Here is a 17,064-nt window from a genome sequence, read left to right as displayed (position 1 = left end):
CCGTCTAGCTCCACCAATTTACAGTTCAAGGTTTGGCCACACCGGCCTTGAATCGATCAGATCTCAGCACTGATCAGTTGTATAGAAGGGTTTGTGTCCCCTTCGTCTAGTGGCCTAGGACACCGCCCTTTCACGGCGGTAACAGGGGTTCGAGTCCCCTAGGGGACGCCACGATTACCCGCTCTGCGGGATTTATAAGGGTCATTCAATTATTGAATGGCCCTTTTGTTTGTCTGGCGTTTGGCCAATTCTCCCTTTCTCCCCACACTGTTCTTCTGACCGGCGGTCACACTAACGACTTGCGAAAATTTATTATGAGAATAATATTTTGATCGTAATATTCGGAGGCAACGATGAACGATAAAAAAGCTCAAACCCGCGAACGCATTCTCCAGGCCGCCAGCTCCGCGCTGGTGCAACGTGGCCCGGCCGAGCCGAGCGTGGGCGAAGTGATGGGCGCCGCGGGCCTGACGGTCGGTGGCTTCTACGCGCATTTCGAAAGCAAGGACGCGCTGATGCTGGAAGCGTTCAGTCAATTGCTGGCCCAGCGCCGGGGCCTGATCGCCGATATGGATGCGTCGTTGACCGGCGAAGAGCGGCGAGCGCTGGTGGCGGCGTTCTACCTGTCGCGCAAACACCGCGATTCCACCGAGCAGGCTTGCCCGATCCCCGCATCGGTCGGTGAGATGGGGCGCCTGCCGGATGATTTCCGCAGAGTCCTGAATGAACACATCGAGCTGATGCTGGCTCAGTTGGCGACCACGCCTGAAGACATCGACAAGGCCCTGGCCGACCTGGCCCTGATGGTGGGTGGCTTGTCCCTGGCCCGGGCGCTGGGAGCCGGTGAGCTGTCGGACCGTTTACTGCGCGCTGCCAAGTCGGCGGTGCTATGACCTGAGGCGCTGGCCTGAGGAGAGGAGCGATGAGCACGTTAAGTTGGGTTCGTGGCGTTAATGGCACCTTGGGCTGGGTTGCACCAAAGCTGGTCGCCAGCAAGATGCGGCTGGCATTCATGACGCCGCGCGAGCGGCTGCCGCGCGACTGGGAGCTGCCGCTGCTGACGCGTTCGGAGCGCATCACCCTGCGGTTCGGGCTCTCGGCATTGCGTTGGGGTCAGGGGCCGGCGGTGCTGCTGATGCATGGCTGGGAAGGGCGCCCGACGCAGTTCGCCAGCCTGATCGATGCACTGGTGGGCGCCGGTTACAGCGTCGTGGCGCTGGATGGTCCCGCTCACGGACGTTCTCCCGGTCACGAGGCCAATGTGATGCTGTTTGCCCGGGCCATGCTCGAAGCCGCCGCGGAGTTGCCGCCGCTGCGCGCGGTCATCGGCCATTCCATGGGGGGCGCCAGCGCTATGCTGGCGGTGCAACTGGGCTTGCGTACCGAGACCCTGGTCAGTATCGCCGCCCCGGCGCGGATACTCGGTGTGTTGCGCGGCTTCGCCCGTTATGTGCGCCTGCCGCCCAAGGCGCGCTCGGCCTTTATCCGCCAGGTGGAGCAGGATGTCGGCATGCGCGCCGCGGCCATGGATGTCGCGCACTACCAGTTGGATATGCCCGGGTTGATCGTGCATGCCGAAGACGACAACTTTGTCCCGGTCAAGGAATCCGATCTGATCCACGAGGCCTGGTTCGACAGCCGCTTGTTGCGTCTGAAGGAGGGCGGGCATCAGCGCGTATTGGCCGACCCACGTGTGATCGAGGGCGTGCTGACGCTGTTGGCCGGCCGCAGCCTGCAAGCGCGCCAATCCGCCTGAGCAATCCGTTACACTGCCCCGGTCGAATAATCTGACCGGGAGTGGGGAATGGGCTGGGATCTGGCAACGCCATTTATCATCGATCTGCAGGTGGGTGCCGAAGACATCGACGGCTTGGGGCATGCCAACAACGCGGTGTATGTCGCCTGGCTCGAGCGTTGCGCCTGGCGTCATTCCCAGCGCCTGGGCCTGGACCTGAGCGAGTACCGCCGCCTGGATCGGGCCATGGCGGTGGTACGCCACGAGATCGACTACCTGGCGGCGGCCTATGAAGGCGACGAGCTGCAACTGGCGACCTGGATCGTCGATTGGGACCAGCGCCTGAAGATGTCGCGGCGCTTCCAGCTGGTGCGTCCGAGCGACGGCACCACCTTGCTGCGGGCCCAGACCACCTTTGTCTGCATCGAGCTGTCCAGCGGCAAGCCCAAGCGCATGCCGGCGGAATTTCTTGAAGGTTATGGGCCGGCGTTGCAAGGCGCGAGCTGAGCTTTCGGCATGGCTTCATCGCCGCCGGTGACCATCCACCCGTTGAAATACCTGCTCCCCGGCGAAACCCAGTAAACTGCCGCACGTTTTTTATCGCGTTTTACGTTGAGTGTGATTCATGCAAATTGCTTTGGCGCCCATGGAGGGGTTGGTCGATGACATCCTGCGGGATGTGCTGACCCGGGTCGGTGGTATCGACTGGTGCGTGACCGAGTTCATCCGGGTCAACGACCAGTTGCTTACGCCGGCCTATTTCCACAAGTTCGGCCCCGAGTTGTTGAATGGCGCGCGGACCGCGTCCGGCGTGCCGCTGCGGGTGCAACTGCTGGGTTCCGATCCGGTGTGCCTGGCGGAAAACGCCGCCCTGGCCTGCGAGCTCGGTTCCGAAGTCATCGACCTGAACTTCGGCTGCCCGGCCAAGACCGTCAACAAATCCCGTGGCGGCGCGGTGCTGCTCAAGGAGCCGGAGCTGCTCAACCAGATCGTCGAGCATGTGCGGCGTGCCGTGCCGGCGCATATCCCGGTGACCGCCAAGATGCGCCTCGGCTTCGACAGCCCGGATGGCTCGCTGGTGTGCGCCACGGCGTTGGCCGAAGGTGGCGCGGAACATATCGTGGTGCATGCGCGGACCAAGGTCGACGGCTACAAGCCGCCGGCGCACTGGGAATGGATTCCGCGGGTGCAGGACGTGGTCAAGGTGCCGGTGTTCGCCAACGGCGATATCTGGAGTGTCGAAGACTGGCGCCGCTGCCGGGAAATCAGCGGCGTCGAAGACATCATGCTCGGTCGTGGCCTGGTGTCGCGTCCGGACCTGGCCAAACAGATCGCCGCCGCACGTGCCGGCGAGGAAGTCGTTGAGATGACCTGGGCCGAGCTGATGCCGCTGATCCAGGACTTCTGGTTGCAAGCCAAGGCACAGATGACCGCTCGCCAATCGCCGGGTCGCCTGAAGCAATGGCTGGCGATGCTGACCCGCAATTATCCCGAGGCGGTGGAGCTGTTTACCGTCCTGCGCCGTGAAACCGAGCCGGATCAAGTCTCGCGTTTGCTCGGCTTGCCAGTGGCCGAGGCGGCCTGAAAAAAATCTGCAAAAAGTCTCTTGAAATGCAATCGGCGGTCCCTATCTAAGGGTTACGCGATGCCGAATTCGGGTCGCGGAGACAAAAAAACTTGCTGATTGTTTTCAGGAGATTTGAACCATGAGTACTGCATTTTCCCTCGCGCCACTGTTCCGTTCCTCGGTGGGTTTCGACCGTTTCAACGACCTGTTCGAAACCGCCCTGCGCAATGAGCCAGGCAGCACCTATCCGCCCTACAACGTCGAAAAGCACGGTGACGACCAGTACCGCATCGTCGTGGCCGCCGCCGGTTTCCAGGAAGAAGACCTGGAGCTGCAAGTCGAGAAGGGCGTGCTGACCATCAGTGGCGGCAAGCGTGACGCGAACGAAGGCGTCACCTTCCTGCACCAGGGCATCGCCCAGCGTGCGTTCAAGCTGTCCTTCCGCCTGGCCGATCACATCGAGATCAAGGCCGCCGGCCTGAGCAACGGTCTGTTGAGCATCGACCTGTTGCGGGTGATCCCGGAAGAAGCGAAAGCCAAGCGCATCCCGATCAACGGGACGCAGAAGCCAGCCCTGCAGCATTGATCCCTGCGCCGCCACACCGGCGTGTGATCAAGCGCTGAGTCGCTGAAAAAGGCCCCGACCAGTCGGGGCCTTTTTTATGCCCGGGAAAATCGTCGTTCGCCTTTGCCGCGTAGTGGCGCTTTCTCTACAATCCGCCGCAGTTTTGCCGACCCCCATTCCTCACCGGTCGGCCTGGAGCCTTTTTCATGGACGAGATACAGCAGCGCTGGCTGTGGAGCCTCTCTGCGCCGATGGTTGCGCTCAACCCTCGCGCCGGATACGACAACCCCGCGTTCTACCCCGGCTCGGACTCCATCGACCTGCAAGGCAGTTGGGGCATCAGTGACCGACGGCAGTTGCTGGGCATGCTGGAAAGGATGACTGACAACGGTCATGCCACCCACCTCGACGACGCGTATCGCGCCTGGCAGCGTTGTCTGCCGAGCGAATGGCAGGCCTTGCTCGAGACGCTCGAACCCCGTGAACGCATCCTGCACCAGTTCGCCAGCCGTACCTTTGGCGCTTGTGGCCCGGGTGGGATCCTGGCCTGGGATTACGGGCGCATGGGGTTTCTCTTGCGTTGCGGTGTGCGCAACCAGTGGATCGATCTGGCCGAGAGCCTGTGGTTGCACGGCCGGCTGGCGGTCAGGGCGCAATACCACTACGGCAGTTGGTTCGCTTATTTCAATGGATTCCTCGCTGGCCGCGCGTTCTGGGGTTGCCAGGGCAATAGCGATGACGAACTGGCTTACGAGCTGGATCGACAGGGGGAGAACCCCCTCAGCCAAATGATTGCCCGCGGGCTCGCTGAAAACATGGCGGATTGTCTGGCGGACTTGCCTTGGCACCTGGATCTCGACTTGCCGCAGCGTCCGGCGTCGCTAGAGGAGTTCGACTGGTCATGAGTTGCTGGATAAAGCTGGGCATCGACCCTACCACCGATGAAACGCTGATTCGCAATGCCTATCGGGCCCGTCTGCCGGAGCATCACCCGGAGACCGATCCCGAAGGGTTCCAGGCGCTGCGCCAGGCCTACGAAAGTGCTCTGCGGCTGGTGCGTGACAACGAGCAGGAGCTTGAGGCGTCGCAGGAGAGCGAGCCTGCGCCTGCGCAAGCCATCCTCGATTTTGATGCGCTGCTGAATGATCCGACGCGCCGCTTCAATCCCGATGCCTGGCAGGCCTTTATCAAGGCGCTGGATCAACTGCCGCTCGGCCTGCTCGATGACTTGCGCTGGGAGTTGTTCCAGCGGACGGCCAACGCCGGGCCGCTTTCCTACCGTTGCGCGGGCCTGCTGGCCCAGCGCATGGGCTGGGAGCATCAGTTGCTGGAGCTGGGTTTCGATCAGGCCCGCCATGTCGAGGACTATCTGAACCGGATCAAGGCCCCGGACCCATTCGATACGGCGCTGATGGGGTGCTGGTCGGAACCGGCGCAGACCGAAAGCCTGTGGTTCGCGCGCAGCCTCGACTTCATCTTCGACCGGCGACCGCTCCACGAGTACGAAGGCTTCGCCAGCCAACACACCTGCCTGCCGTTACCGAACGATGCAGTGTTCATCAAGCGCCTGCTGGTGCAATTCACCCAGGCTGGCATCGGTGGCCAGGGGCTGCTGCAGTTGTGCATCGAGCAGCAGCGCGAAGCGCCGGATGATGTGGACTGGCTTTACCTGTTGGCGTGCCAGAACAGCCTGCTGGGGCTGGACGATCAGGCATTGCCCTGCTGGGTCCGGCTGTGGCAGGAGCATCGTCATCCCAAGGCCGAGAGCCAATTGCTGGCGCTGTGCGCCAAACGTCAGCCGGACTTTTTGCCGCTGCTGATTCAGGCCTTTGATCGTCTGGAGCCTTTCAGCGACTGGTCCACCGATCTCGCCCACGTCACCCAGGAATATGGCAGCCCTTCACAACGTCCCGAGACGCTGATCCGCTGGCTCGGTGTTGGCCGGCTCGAGCTGCAGGGGTTGGCGCAGGCCTTTATCGATTGGCGGATGAGCGGCGACGAGTTGCCCTTGCTGGCGCAGTTGCTTGGCCAGAATGCCGATACCCGGTTGTTGCGCCTGTACCGGCATGCCTGGGCCTTGCACCGTGGCGCAGCAGAGCTGTTGCAACAGGTGCTGGATGAGCCGCAGCCGCTGGATGCCCTCGAAGCCCTGGTGCTGAGCGGGTTCAAGGACCAGGCCGGGCAGCACTTGCGCTGGTTGAACCAGGCGCCGATTCCGTTGGCGATGAAGACCTTCATCGATGAGGAGTCTGCTTCGGCGCAACTGGCCGATGCGCTGACAACCGGTGAGCCGCACCAGATCTGCCGTTTGTGGCTGCGCCGATTGCGCCCTTACGGTCATGCCGCCCTGGAGCGTATCGCCGAGTCTTTCGAATTGAGCGATACCGATGCGGCAAGCGATCTGTCGGAACTGAACCTGCTGCTGCAACTGAGCCAGCGCGGCGTCGTGTTGCCGCCACCAGGGACGGGCGAGGCGCTCTGGCACTGGTACGCCCATACGCTGTTCCTGATGGCATTGCTGGAGCAGCCGGAACGCTGGTGGCAATTGATCGACTCGCAGTGTCTGGCGCGTCTGGCGCTCAATCCGTCCCATCCGCTCAGCCGGCTGCAGCCGCAGCTTGCCCAGTTGCAGCGCGAACAGGGCGACCTGAGCGCTTTGCTCGGCTGGCTGCAATTGGACGATCCGCTGCATGCCTTGCTCGACCGGCAGTTGCTTGGCGTCCAGGAAGCGCTCGACAGTGCGCGGTTGTTGAGCAATGAGCGCCTGTTTGCATGCCTGCGCGGTGACCTGCCGGCCTTCGCGGACGATTTGCTCGGGCGCATGCTCTTGAGTGGCGTGCTGTATCACGACCCGGTGATCGATGCGCAGCAGCGTCGATACCTGCTCGACCGGATTACCGAAATCACCAACCCCCAGGACTGGTTCGACGGCTTTCGCCACGGCTTGATCAAGGGCGAGCCGCCACGGCCGCCGCATCAGACGCTGGCCGAAGACGAAGGGATCGACAGCGAGGCCTTTTACCTGGCCCTCGATGTGCTCAAGGGGCTAGTGCGTTATGGCAGTGCCGGTGTACCTCGGCAGAAAGTGCTGCTGCGCATGCAGCGGGCCAAAGACAACCCGGAGCACGGGCTTGGCCTGCGGTTTGCCTTCAGCGCGCTGCTGTCCTGGAGCGAGCGTCTGTTGCTGGCCAAGGGCGACAGCCGTCCGACGCCGGCCACGGCTTTCTGGCGTCTGGGCACACGGCTGGGGCGTGGAGCGTTCTTCTGGCAGGTACTGGGCGCCGTGCTGGTCACGCCGCTGGCCGCGTTATTCAGCGGCACATCGCTGTCCGCGATCGTTGTGTCGTTGCTGGGCACTGTGTTTTTGCTCGGGGCGATTCTGCGTCGTCTGCATGACATAGGCCGTGGCATCCCGACCTTGCTGGTGCTGGGCGGTCTGTCGGTGTTCTTTCCATTCCTGGCGCTGATTCTTTTTGCCTTCCCCGGCGACAAACTGCCCAACCGCTATGGCGTACCGCCGGACAGCGCTGGTGAAGACGCACTGCCTGGCGGTTTGCAGGCCTGCTTGCGGCGGCTCGACGGCTAGAGACGTAGTTGATCCAGCGCCTTGTTCAGCTGGGTTCGATGGCTGGCAATCTCCGCCGGTTGCTGGCCACCGAGCACGGCGGTGAAGGTGTCCAGCCAGTCGGCGATGCGCTCGCGCTCGTCGCCCAGGCTTTGCATCCACGCCCGCTCCAGGCGGGCCAGCAGGGTACGGTTGGGCAGGGCGTCGCGAGGGTGGATTTTCAGCGCGGTCAGTCGCTCATGGCTGGCCTGCCGGGATTGCGCATCGAGCCCGGTGGGGCTGCGGTCGATGCTGTGGCTATGGCGTTCACCGCTGGCCAGCAGGGTGACGTCGACTTCGAGCAGGCCATTGATGTCATAGCTGAAGCGTACGTCCAGGGACTGGATCTGTTCGCTGGGCGTCAGGGGCACGTCGAAGGAATCAATGAAAATATTGTCCCGCACCCAGGGCCGCTCGCCCTGATACACCGCAATGCGGATAAACGCCTGGTGCGGGTGCGTGGTGTAGAACTGCTGCACCCGTGACGTCGGGATCACCGTATTGCGTTCGATGATCGGCGAAAAGGCTCCACTGACCTGTTCGCCGCGACTGGTCGAAATCCCCAGGGTGTAGGGGCAGACGTCGGTCAGGATCAGTTCCTCGATGGCTCCGTCCCGGGCCTTGCAGGCGGCCTGGGTGGCGGCGCCCAGCGCGACAATCGTATCCGGATCGAGGTGGCGGTAAGGCAGGCGCCCAAAGAGCGTGGCGACCATTTGCTGCACCGCCGGCATCCGGGTGGCGCCGCCCACCAGCACCAGGCTGTCGAGGTCGCGGGGCTTTAGGCGGGCATCGCGCAGGGCCTGCTCGATGGGTGCTCGCAAGCGGGCCAGCAGCGGCTCCCAGATCTTCAGCGCCAGCGCTTCGTCCAGGGTCCATTCATATGACCGGTCCCCATGACGCCAACTGAGTGACTGAGTGCCGTCGGCGAGTTTGCACTTGAGCTGCTCCAGGGCGTCACCCAGGCTGGCCATGCCCTGCGCGTCGATCTGCGCCGGGGTGAGTTGCCAGTCCTTGAGGCAGGCCTGCAACAAGGCCTCGGTAAAGTCTTCGCCGCCCAGGAAGTTGTCGCCCGTGGAGGCGTGCACTTCAATCAGCGGCAGTGCGTATTCCAGCACTGTGACATCGAAGGTGCCGCCGCCCAGGTCGAAGATCAGCGTGCGTTCGAACTTCTGTTCATGCAGCCCGTAGGCCATGGCGGCCGCGGTCGGTTCGTTGATCAGCCGCGATACCGTCAGGCCCGCCAGTTCGGCGGCGAATAGGGTGCGCTTGCGTTGTTCGTCGCTGAAGTAGGCCGGCACCGAAATCACCGCTTCCTGCACCGGATGGCCGAGAAAGGCTTCGGCATCCTGTTTGAGCGAGCCGATCACCAGCGCCGAAAGTTCTTCCGGGCTGAACGGCCGGCCCCCCAGTTCGAGGCGCTTGTCGCTGCCCATGAAGCGCTTGAAGGCGGCCACCGTGCGTTCCGGGTGGGTCGTCAGGCGGGCTCGCGCGGCTTTGCCCACCAGGATGCTGTCGTCTTCATCGAGGCTGACCACCGACGGGGTGAGGACATCGCCGAGGGCGTTGGGGATCAACTGGGCGCGGCCGTCCTGCCAGACGGCGATCAGGCTGTTGGTGGTGCCAAGGTCAATGCCCAGCAGGGCCGGGCGGGGGAGGGTTGCATCCTGCATGATCGATCTCGTGGGGTGTCACAAAAAACGCGACCCTACAGGTTGCGCCAGACACTGGCAATTGCTGTCCCGTTGATCTGTCAGGCTGGTGATTGTGTCGTCGTCCGTTCAGGCCAGCAGGGCTTTCAAGCCCTCCAGCGGCAGCGGTCGACTGTGCAGGTAACCCTGATACAGATGGCACCCCAGGCCTTGCAGGAACTCGAGCTGCTCCGCGGTTTCCACGCCTTCGGCGATCACATTCAAGTCCAGGCTGCGGGCCATGGCGACGATGGCGCGAACGATCTCCGCGTCGTTGGGGTCGTGGGTCGCATCGCGGACGAAGGACTGGTCGATCTTCAGCGCATCCACCGGCAAGCGCTTGAGGTAGGTCAGCGACGAATAACCGGTGCCGAAGTCGTCCATGGCGAAACTCACGCCGAGTTTTTTCAGGCGTCGCATCTTGCTGATGGTGTCTTCCAGGTTCTGGATCACGATGCCTTCGGTGATTTCCAGCTTCAGCAGCGAAGACGGCAGTTGGTATTGGCTCAGGCTGCGCTCTATGCGCTCGACGAAGTCGTTCTGGCGGAACTGCCGCGGGCTGATGTTCACGCACAGGCTGAAGTCGAGCGGGTCCACCAGGCCTTCGGCGATCAGCTGGCTGAAGGCCTGGCAGGCTTCGTCGAGAATCCAGGTGCCGACCTCGAGGATCAGGCCGCTGTCTTCCAGGACCTTGATGAACTCGGTGGGCGATTGCGCCCCCAGTTCGGGGTGGTGCCAGCGCACCAGGGCTTCGGCGCCGACGATGCGGTTGTCGCGGGCGTCGACCTGGGGCTGGAAGTGCAGGCTGAACTCGCCCCGGGACAGGGCCAGGCGCAGGTCGGTTTCCATGCGCAGGCGCTCGCTGGCGGCTTTCTGCATGGTGTTGTGGAACATCTGGGTGGTGTTGCGCCCGGAGTCCTTGGCCCGGTACAGCGCGATATCGGCGCGCTTGAGCAGGTCGGTGGGGGTCGAGCCGTGATCGGGAATCAGGGCTACGCCTATGCTCGGGGTCACCTGCAGGCGCTGGCCGTCGAGGAACATCGGCTCGGACAGCAGTTCACGCAGGGTATCGGCCAGCTCCCGTACCTGGTCGCTGACTTCGCTGCGGCTGCCCTCCAGGCCGCTGAGCAGGACCACGAACTCGTCGCCGCCCAGGCGCGCCACGGTGTCTTCCATGCGCACGCTGGCTTCGAGGCGCGCGGTGACGATCTTCAGCACGGTGTCGCCCACCGGATGGCCGAGGGAATCGTTGATGTGCTTGAAGTGGTCCAGGTCGAGAAACAGCAGGGCGCCGCGCAGGTTGTGGCGCTTGAGCAGGGCGATCTGCTGGCTCAGGCGATCCATCAGCAGCGCGCGGTTGGGCAGGTTGGTCAGCGGGTCGTGGTAGGCCAGGTGGCGAATCTGTGCCTGGGCATTTTTCAGCAGGCTGACATCCCGCGCGGTGAGCAGCAGGCAGGCGGTTTCGTTGAGGGTGATGGGTTCGACCGAGACCTCGACCGTCAGGATCTCTCCGCGCTTGTTGCGGCCGAGCATTTCCAGGTGATTGACCCGACCTTTGAGCTGCAGCTCGGCAAGCAGGATCGAACGCTGTTTTTCCTCGGCCCAGATGCCGACCTGATACACGGTGCGGCCGATCACTTCCTCGGCGCGGTAACCGGTCAGCCGGCAGAAGCCGTCGTTGACCTCCAGGTAGCGCCCGGTGTCGCGCTCGGTGATGGTGATGGCGTCGGGGCTGGAGTGGAACGCCTTGGCGAACTTCTCTTCGCTGGCCTTGAGCGCGGCCTCGGAGCGTTGCTGCTGGGTGATGTCGCGCAGGGTGGTGACAATGCAGGGCTGTTTGTCGACGGTGATCTGCCGGCTGGAAATGATGCAGGTCAGGGGTTGCCCGTCCTTGTGCCGGACCAGCACCGCGACGTTGTTCAGCGCCTGTTCGCGGATCACCTGCTCGACCCGCTGCAGGCGCTGCGCGGAATCGTCCCAGAGGCCGATTTCGTCGGCGCTGCGGTTGAGCACTTCGTCGACGGTCCAGCCGAAGGTCTGAGTGAAGCTGGAGTTGATCTCGATGAACTGTCCGGTTTCCTGGAGCGTGACGCAGATCGGGTCCGGGCTGACCTGGAACAGGCTGGCGAACTTCTCCTCGGACGTCACCAGGCGTTGCTCGCGCTCGACCTGTTCGGTGATGTCCAGCAAGGTCCCGGCCATGCGCAGCGGGTTGCCTTGCTCATCGCGGTAGAGGCGGGCACGGCTTTCCAGAAAGCGTGACGAGCCATCGGCCAGCTGTACGCGGTAGGTCAACTGATAATTGCCGGCCGGGCCTTCGCGCAGGCTGCGGTAGGCATCGCGCATGCTGTTGCGCTCTTCGTCGGGCACGCCCTCGAAAAACGCATCGAACGACTCGTGGAACGGCATCGGTTCCAGGCCATGCAGCTGTGCGGCGCGGGCCGAGCCGTAGAGCATGCCACTGGGAATGTGCCAGTCCCAGGTGCCGAGCTGGGCCGAGTCCAGCGCCAGGTCGAGGCGCTCCTGGCTGTCCTTGAGGGCCTGTTCGGCGCGCTTGCGTTCGCTGGTGTCGAGAAAGGTGCTGAGCAGGTAGGCCTGGCCTTCCAGCTCGACTTTCTGGGCGCTGAGGATGCCATCGTGAATCTGCCCGTTGCTGGCGCGCAGTTGCACCTCGAGGGTGGCGGCCTGGCCGCGCTTCTGCACCGCCTTGACCATTTGCGCGCGTTGTTCCGGGTCGACCCACAGGCCCAGTTCGAGGGTGGTGCGGCCGATGACGTGCTGCAGCGGCCAGCCGAAGAGGATTTCGAAGTACTGGTTGGCCTCGCTGATCAGGCCATCTTCCAGGCGGGTCAGCAGCACCATGTTCGGGCACAGGTGAAACAGCGTGGCAAAGCGTTTTTCCGAGCTGCTGAGGGCCTGTTCCCGCTGGCGTTGGTGGGTGATTTCGCGAATCACCCCGATCATCCGCGGCTTGCCGTGCTTGTCCGGCAGCACGCTGCCATTGATTTCCAGCCAGTGCAGGCTGCCGTCGGGCCAGCGGATGCGGTGATGCATCGCCTGCTCCAGCGGCGCGCCGGCCAGTACCGAATGGAAGGCGCGAATGGTTTTGGCGCGATCTTCCTCGGGCAGCAGGTCGAGGTATTCCAGGTCTTTGGGCAGCGGCTGGCGCGGATCGAAGCCAAACAGCGCCTGGGTGCCCCGCGACCAGCTGATTTGCCCGCTTTCGATGTCCCAGTACCAGGCGCCCAGTCGTGCGCCATTGAGTGCGGCGAGCAACTGCGGAGCGCTCTCCCAGCTTTGCTCCGACTGCTTGGGGTCGAGCGCGTGAATGCGCGGCATGGGCGGTAGACGGTCAGCGGGTTTGGGCATGAGCAGCGGGCCTTGGGCTGATAAGAGCGTTAGGCGCGGGTTCAGGCAATCAAGGAGGTGGCATAAGTCATGCTGGGACGCTTACGCCTTGGTCCCTGGCCAATCGACTTGTGCATCCAGTAAGGCCATGAAAGCCCGCGCAGCATTCGACAGCGTCCGTTCGGTATGCAGGATATAGCCTAGCTGGCGAGTGAGCTGTATGCCCGGTAAAGGAATGCGCGCCACCTGCTCATCGAGCATGGTGCGGGGCAAGACGCTCCAGGCCAGTCCGATGGACACCATCATCTTGATGGTTTCCAGGTAGTTAGTGCTCATGGCGATGTTCGGGGTCAGGCCCTGGGCCTCGAACAGGCGCTGGACAATATGGTGGGTAAAGGTGTTGCCACCGGGAAATACCGCCGGATGCAGGGCAACATCGGCCAGGCTGACCGTGCCGTTGCTCACCAGCGGATGCTCGGGGGCGGCGACGAAGTCCAGCGGGTCGTTCCACACCGGCGTGGCCTTGACCAGCGCATGGGGCTCGGGGGCCAGGGTGATCACCGCCAGTTCGGCGCGACCGTGGAGGATCTCTTCGTAGGCCACTTCCGAGTCGAGAAACTGGATGTCCAGGGCCACTTCCGGGTAACGCCGGGTAAAGGCGCGCAGCAGGGGCGGCAGGCGGTGCAGGCCGATATGGTGGCTGGTCGCCAGGGTCAGGCGACCGGTGACTTCGCCGGTCAGGTTAGTCAGCGCCCGGCGGGTGTCGTCCAGTACGTTGAGGATCTGATAGGCCCGCGGCAGCAGGGCGCGTCCGGCCTCGGTCAGGCCCACTTCGCGGCCCAGGCGATCGAACAGCCGCACATTGAGTTGTTGCTCAAGGCCGGCGATGCGCTTGCTGATGGCCGGCTGGGTCAGGTGCAGGCGTTCGCCGGCTCCGGAGAAGCTGCCGGTTTCGGCAATCGCGATAAAGGCATTGAGGTTGGCCAGGTCCATGGTCGCATTCCAGTTGGTTATCCAAAGTATAAAAAATATGAATTTGAGTTATTTAATGTAACGCCATAGCATCAGCCTCACAAGCCAAGGGGTTATTGACCGGTGTCAGAGACCCGCGGCATAGAAAATGATGAGGAACCGTCTGATGGCCGGCAAAACGCTCTACGACAAGCTCTGGGATTCGCATTTGGTCAAGCAGCGCGACGATGGCTCGGCGCTGATCTATATCGATCGTCACATCATCCACGAAGTGACTTCGCCGCAAGCCTTCGAAGGCCTGCGTCTGGCCGGGCGCAAGCCTTGGCGCATCGATGCCAACATCGCGACCCCGGACCACAACGTGCCGACCACGCCGGAGCGCAAGGGTGGCATCAGCGCCATCGCCGACCAGGTTTCGCGTCTGCAGGTTCAGACCCTCGACGACAACTGTGACGAATACGGCATCGTCGAATTCAAGATGAACGACGTGCGCCAGGGCATCGTTCACGTCATCGGCCCGGAGCAGGGCGCGACCTTGCCCGGCATGACCGTGGTCTGCGGCGACTCCCACACCTCGACCCACGGTGCCTTTGGCGCCCTGGCCCACGGTATCGGCACCTCCGAGGTCGAGCACGTGCTCGCCACCCAGTGCCTGGTCGCCAAGAAAATGAAAAACATGCTGGTGCGGGTCGAGGGCAAGTTGCCATTTGGCGTGACCGCCAAGGACATCGTCCTGGCCGTGATCGGCAAGATCGGCACCGCTGGCGGTAACGGCCATGCCATCGAGTTCGCCGGCAGCGCGATTCGCGACCTGTCCGTCGAAGGCCGCATGACCATCTGCAACATGTCCATCGAAGCCGGCGCCCGCGTGGGCCTGGTGGCAGCGGACGAAAAAACCGTGGAATACGTCAAGGGTCGTCCGTTCGCCCCCAAGGGCGCGGAATGGGACCTCGCCGTCGAGGCCTGGAAAGACCTGGTGTCCGACGCCGACGCCAAGTTCGACACCGTGGTCGAGCTGGATGCCGCGCAGATCAAGCCGCAAGTCAGCTGGGGCACTTCGCCCGAGATGGTGCTGGCCGTCGATCAGAACGTGCCGGACCCGGCCAAGGAAATGGACCTGGTCAAGCGCGACTCCATCGTCCGTGCCTTGAAATACATGGGTTTGACCGCCAACCAGGCGATTACTGACATTCAGCTGGACCGGGTATTCATCGGTTCCTGCACCAACTCGCGGATCGAAGACCTGCGTGCCGCGGCCGTCATCGCCAAGGGCCGCAAGGTGGCCTCGACCATCAAGCAGGCCATCGTGGTCCCGGGTTCGGGCCTGGTGAAGGCCCAGGCGGAGTCGGAAGGCCTGGACAAGATCTTCCTCGAGGCAGGCTTCGAATGGCGCGAGCCGGGCTGCTCGATGTGCCTGGCGATGAACCCGGACCGTTTGGAGTCCGGCGAGCATTGCGCCTCGACTTCGAACCGCAACTTCGAAGGTCGTCAGGGCGCCGGTGGGCGTACTCACCTGGTCAGCCCGGCCATGGCCGCGGCTGCCGCCGTCAACGGTCGTTTCGTCGACGTCCGTGAATTGATCTAAGGAGCGCAGCATGAAAGCTTTCACCCAGCACACCGGTCTTGTCGCGCCTTTGGATCGTGCCAACGTCGACACCGATCAGATCATTCCCAAGCAGTTCCTCAAGTCGATCAAGCGCACCGGCTTCGGCCCGAACCTGTTCGACGAGTGGCGTTACCTGGATGTCGGCCAGCCGTACCAGGACAACTCCAAGCGTCCGCTGAACAAGGACTTCGTGCTCAACGCCGAGCGCTACCAGGGCGCCAGCGTGTTGCTGGCCCGGGAAAACTTCGGTTGCGGCTCCAGCCGTGAGCACGCCCCTTGGGCGTTGGAAGAATATGGTTTTCGCAGCATCATCGCGCCGAGCTACGCCGACATCTTCTTCAACAACAGCTTCAAGAACGGCTTGCTGCCGATCATCCTCAGCGACGCTGAAGTCGATGAACTGTTCCAGCAGGTCGAGGCCGAGCCGGGCTACCAGCTGCAGATTGATCTGCAGGCCCAGACCGTGACCCGTCCCGATGGCAAGGTGTTGAAATTCGAGATCGATGCGTTCCGCAAGCATTGCCTGCTCAACGGCCTGGACGATATCGGCCTGACCTTGCAGGATGGCGACGCGATTGCCGCTTTCGAGGCCAAGCATCGGGCCAGCCAGCCGTGGTTGTTTCGCGACGCCTGATCGGCGTTAAAGTGACGCAGTGATCGCGAGCAAGCTCGCTCCGGCAGGAAAGGACACACAACCTGTAGGAGCGAGCTTTTTACTCGCCGGAACCGCCAAAAAAGCCATGGCGGGTTTGATATTCGGGCCAGCGCTTCGTTCTCTACGAGTGAGCGGACGCCGCGGGCCAGGCAACAGTATTTTTCCGGGCGTGCCGACCAGCACACCGACAGAGCAAATGAGGAAAGCATGAGCAAGCAGATTCTGATTCTCCCAGGTGACGGTATCGGCCCGGAAATCATGGCCGAGGCGGTCAAGGTGCTGGAGCTGGCCAACGCCAAGTACAGCCTGGGCTTCGAGCTGAGCCACGACGTGATCGGTGGCGCGGCCATCGACAAGCACGGCGTGCCGCTGGCCGACGAGACCCTGGATCGTGCGCGGGCAGCCGACGCGGTCCTGCTGGGCGCCGTGGGCGGCCCGAAATGGGACAAGATCGAGCGTGATATCCGCCCTGAGCGTGGCCTGCTGAAGATCCGCGCGCAGTTGGGCCTGTTCGGCAACCTGCGTCCGGCGATCCTCTATCCGCAACTGGCCGATGCTTCCAGCCTCAAGCCGGAAATCGTCTCCGGCCTGGACATCCTCATCGTCCGTGAGCTGACCGGCGGTATCTACTTCGGCGCGCCACGCGGCACCCGCGAACTGGATAACGGCGAGCGTCAGTCCTACGACACCCTGCCGTACAGCGAGAGTGAAATCCGTCGCATCGCTCGTGTCGGCTTCGACATGGCCCGTGTGCGCGGCAAGAAGCTCTGCTCGGTGGACAAGGCCAACGTCCTGGCGTCCAGCCAGCTGTGGCGCGAAGTGGTCGAGCAGGTGGCCAAGGATTACCCGGATGTCGAGCTGAGCCACATGTACGTCGACAACGCCGCCATGCAACTGGTGCGTGCACCGAAGCAGTTCGACGTGATCGTCACCGACAACATGTTCGGCGACATTCTTTCCGACGAAGCGTCGATGCTCACCGGTTCCATCGGCATGCTGCCGTCGGCGTCGCTGGATGCCAACAACAAGGGCATGTACGAGCCATGCCACGGTTCGGCGCCGGACATCGCCGGGCAGGGCATCGCCAACCCGCTGGCGACCATTCTGTCGGTATCGATGATGCTGCGTTACAGCTTCAACCTGAACGATGCGGCGGATGCCATCGAGCAGGCCGTGAGCCTGGTACTGGACCAGGGATTGCGCACTGGCGACATCTGGTCGGCCGGTTGCACCAAGGTAGGTACGCAGGAAATGGGCGATGCAGTAGTCGCCGCGCTGCGGAATCTGTAATCTTTCGGGCCCACCGCTCAGACGGTGGCCCACT

General features: G+C 63.2%; 13 protein-coding genes and 1 tRNA gene. 11 read left to right on the top strand and 3 right to left on the bottom strand.

Annotated elements, in window-relative coordinates; translation table 11 throughout:
• Positions 1 to 95: 95 nt before the first annotated feature.
• From PVZ80_RS28010 to PVZ80_RS27975, 8 genes are all read left to right on the top strand, one after another.
• A tRNA-Glu gene (locus PVZ80_RS28010) sits at positions 96 to 171 on the top strand.
• Positions 172 to 353: 182 nt separating this feature from the next.
• On the top strand, positions 354 to 893 hold the full coding sequence (locus tag PVZ80_RS28005; RefSeq protein ID WP_009048089.1) for a TetR/AcrR family transcriptional regulator: 540 nt from the start codon (positions 354 to 356) through the stop codon (positions 891 to 893).
• A gap of 29 nt (positions 894 to 922) precedes the next feature.
• A complete protein-coding gene (locus PVZ80_RS28000; RefSeq protein WP_053268598.1) occupies positions 923 to 1,756 on the top strand; it encodes an alpha/beta fold hydrolase in 834 nt (277 codons plus the stop codon).
• A gap of 48 nt (positions 1,757 to 1,804) precedes the next feature.
• The gene (locus PVZ80_RS27995; protein ID WP_016704920.1) at positions 1,805 to 2,242 is read left to right on the top strand and encodes an acyl-CoA thioesterase; all 438 of its coding nucleotides are present in this window, start codon (positions 1,805 to 1,807) and stop codon (positions 2,240 to 2,242) included.
• A 118-nt stretch (positions 2,243 to 2,360) separates the two neighbouring features.
• Positions 2,361 to 3,320, top strand: coding sequence for a tRNA dihydrouridine synthase (locus tag PVZ80_RS27990; RefSeq protein WP_009048092.1), 960 nt, complete (start codon positions 2,361 to 2,363; stop codon positions 3,318 to 3,320).
• A gap of 121 nt (positions 3,321 to 3,441) precedes the next feature.
• On the top strand, positions 3,442 to 3,888 hold the full coding sequence (locus PVZ80_RS27985) for an Hsp20 family protein (RefSeq protein WP_007922004.1): 447 nt from the start codon (positions 3,442 to 3,444) through the stop codon (positions 3,886 to 3,888).
• A gap of 185 nt (positions 3,889 to 4,073) precedes the next feature.
• Positions 4,074 to 4,772 (top strand): DUF1266 domain-containing protein, encoded by a 699-nt coding sequence (locus PVZ80_RS27980; protein ID WP_273864857.1) that lies wholly within the window; start codon positions 4,074 to 4,076, stop codon positions 4,770 to 4,772.
• A complete protein-coding gene (locus PVZ80_RS27975) occupies positions 4,769 to 7,453 on the top strand; it encodes a DUF805 domain-containing protein (RefSeq protein WP_273864856.1) in 2,685 nt (894 codons plus the stop codon). The genes PVZ80_RS27980 and PVZ80_RS27975 overlap by 4 nt, the downstream gene beginning before the upstream one ends.
• Here PVZ80_RS27975 and PVZ80_RS27970 read toward each other — a convergent pair.
• The 3 genes from PVZ80_RS27970 to PVZ80_RS27960 form a co-directional block, all read right to left on the bottom strand.
• Positions 7,450 to 9,141, bottom strand: a complete 1,692-nt coding sequence (locus PVZ80_RS27970) for a molecular chaperone HscC (RefSeq protein ID WP_016704916.1) — start codon at positions 9,139 to 9,141, stop codon at positions 7,450 to 7,452. The genes PVZ80_RS27975 and PVZ80_RS27970 overlap by 4 nt on opposite strands.
• A gap of 108 nt (positions 9,142 to 9,249) precedes the next feature.
• Entirely contained in the window at positions 9,250 to 12,528 is a 3,279-nt protein-coding gene (locus PVZ80_RS27965) for an EAL domain-containing protein (protein ID WP_009048096.1), read from the bottom strand.
• Positions 12,529 to 12,609: 81 nt separating this feature from the next.
• The gene (locus tag PVZ80_RS27960; protein ID WP_009048097.1) at positions 12,610 to 13,500 is read right to left on the bottom strand and encodes a LysR family transcriptional regulator; all 891 of its coding nucleotides are present in this window, start codon (positions 13,498 to 13,500) and stop codon (positions 12,610 to 12,612) included.
• Positions 13,501 to 13,645: 145 nt separating this feature from the next.
• Here PVZ80_RS27960 and leuC point away from each other — a divergent pair, with 145 nt between their 5' ends.
• From leuC to leuB, 3 genes are all read left to right on the top strand, one after another.
• On the top strand, positions 13,646 to 15,064 hold the full coding sequence (gene leuC / locus PVZ80_RS27955; protein ID WP_009043027.1) for a 3-isopropylmalate dehydratase large subunit: 1,419 nt from the start codon (positions 13,646 to 13,648) through the stop codon (positions 15,062 to 15,064).
• Positions 15,065 to 15,074: 10 nt separating this feature from the next.
• Positions 15,075 to 15,719, top strand: a complete 645-nt coding sequence (leuD, locus tag PVZ80_RS27950; protein WP_009048098.1) for a 3-isopropylmalate dehydratase small subunit — start codon at positions 15,075 to 15,077, stop codon at positions 15,717 to 15,719.
• 228 nt (positions 15,720 to 15,947) lie between these two features.
• Complete coding sequence (gene leuB / locus PVZ80_RS27945) at positions 15,948 to 17,030, top strand: 3-isopropylmalate dehydrogenase (protein ID WP_009048099.1); 1,083 nt, start codon at positions 15,948 to 15,950, stop codon at positions 17,028 to 17,030.
• Positions 17,031 to 17,064: the final 34 nt, after the last annotated feature.

It is taken from the genome of Pseudomonas sp. B3G-3 (genome assembly GCF_028640915.1).
Lineage (GTDB): Bacteria > Pseudomonadota > Gammaproteobacteria > Pseudomonadales > Pseudomonadaceae > Aquipseudomonas > Aquipseudomonas chlororaphis_I.
The sequence above is the reverse complement of the archived record's forward strand: the minus strand, read 5'-3'. Positions and strand labels throughout refer to the sequence as shown.

Coding starts and splice junctions, on each gene's coding strand:
- PVZ80_RS28005 (WP_009048089.1), top strand. CDS start 354: ATGAACGATAAAAAAGCTCAAACCCGCGAACGCATTCTCCAGGCCGCC.
- PVZ80_RS28000 (WP_053268598.1), top strand. CDS start 923: ATGAGCACGTTAAGTTGGGTTCGTGGCGTTAATGGCACCTTGGGCTGG.
- PVZ80_RS27995 (WP_016704920.1), top strand. CDS start 1,805: ATGGGCTGGGATCTGGCAACGCCATTTATCATCGATCTGCAGGTGGGT.
- PVZ80_RS27990 (WP_009048092.1), top strand. CDS start 2,361: ATGCAAATTGCTTTGGCGCCCATGGAGGGGTTGGTCGATGACATCCTG.
- PVZ80_RS27985 (WP_007922004.1), top strand. CDS start 3,442: ATGAGTACTGCATTTTCCCTCGCGCCACTGTTCCGTTCCTCGGTGGGT.
- PVZ80_RS27980 (WP_273864857.1), top strand. CDS start 4,074: ATGGACGAGATACAGCAGCGCTGGCTGTGGAGCCTCTCTGCGCCGATG.
- PVZ80_RS27975 (WP_273864856.1), top strand. CDS start 4,769: ATGAGTTGCTGGATAAAGCTGGGCATCGACCCTACCACCGATGAAACG.
- PVZ80_RS27970 (WP_016704916.1), bottom strand. CDS start 9,141: ATGCAGGATGCAACCCTCCCCCGCCCGGCCCTGCTGGGCATTGACCTT.
- PVZ80_RS27965 (WP_009048096.1), bottom strand. CDS start 12,528: ATGCCCAAACCCGCTGACCGTCTACCGCCCATGCCGCGCATTCACGCG.
- PVZ80_RS27960 (WP_009048097.1), bottom strand. CDS start 13,500: ATGGACCTGGCCAACCTCAATGCCTTTATCGCGATTGCCGAAACCGGC.
- leuC (WP_009043027.1), top strand. CDS start 13,646: ATGGCCGGCAAAACGCTCTACGACAAGCTCTGGGATTCGCATTTGGTC.
- leuD (WP_009048098.1), top strand. CDS start 15,075: ATGAAAGCTTTCACCCAGCACACCGGTCTTGTCGCGCCTTTGGATCGT.
- leuB (WP_009048099.1), top strand. CDS start 15,948: ATGAGCAAGCAGATTCTGATTCTCCCAGGTGACGGTATCGGCCCGGAA.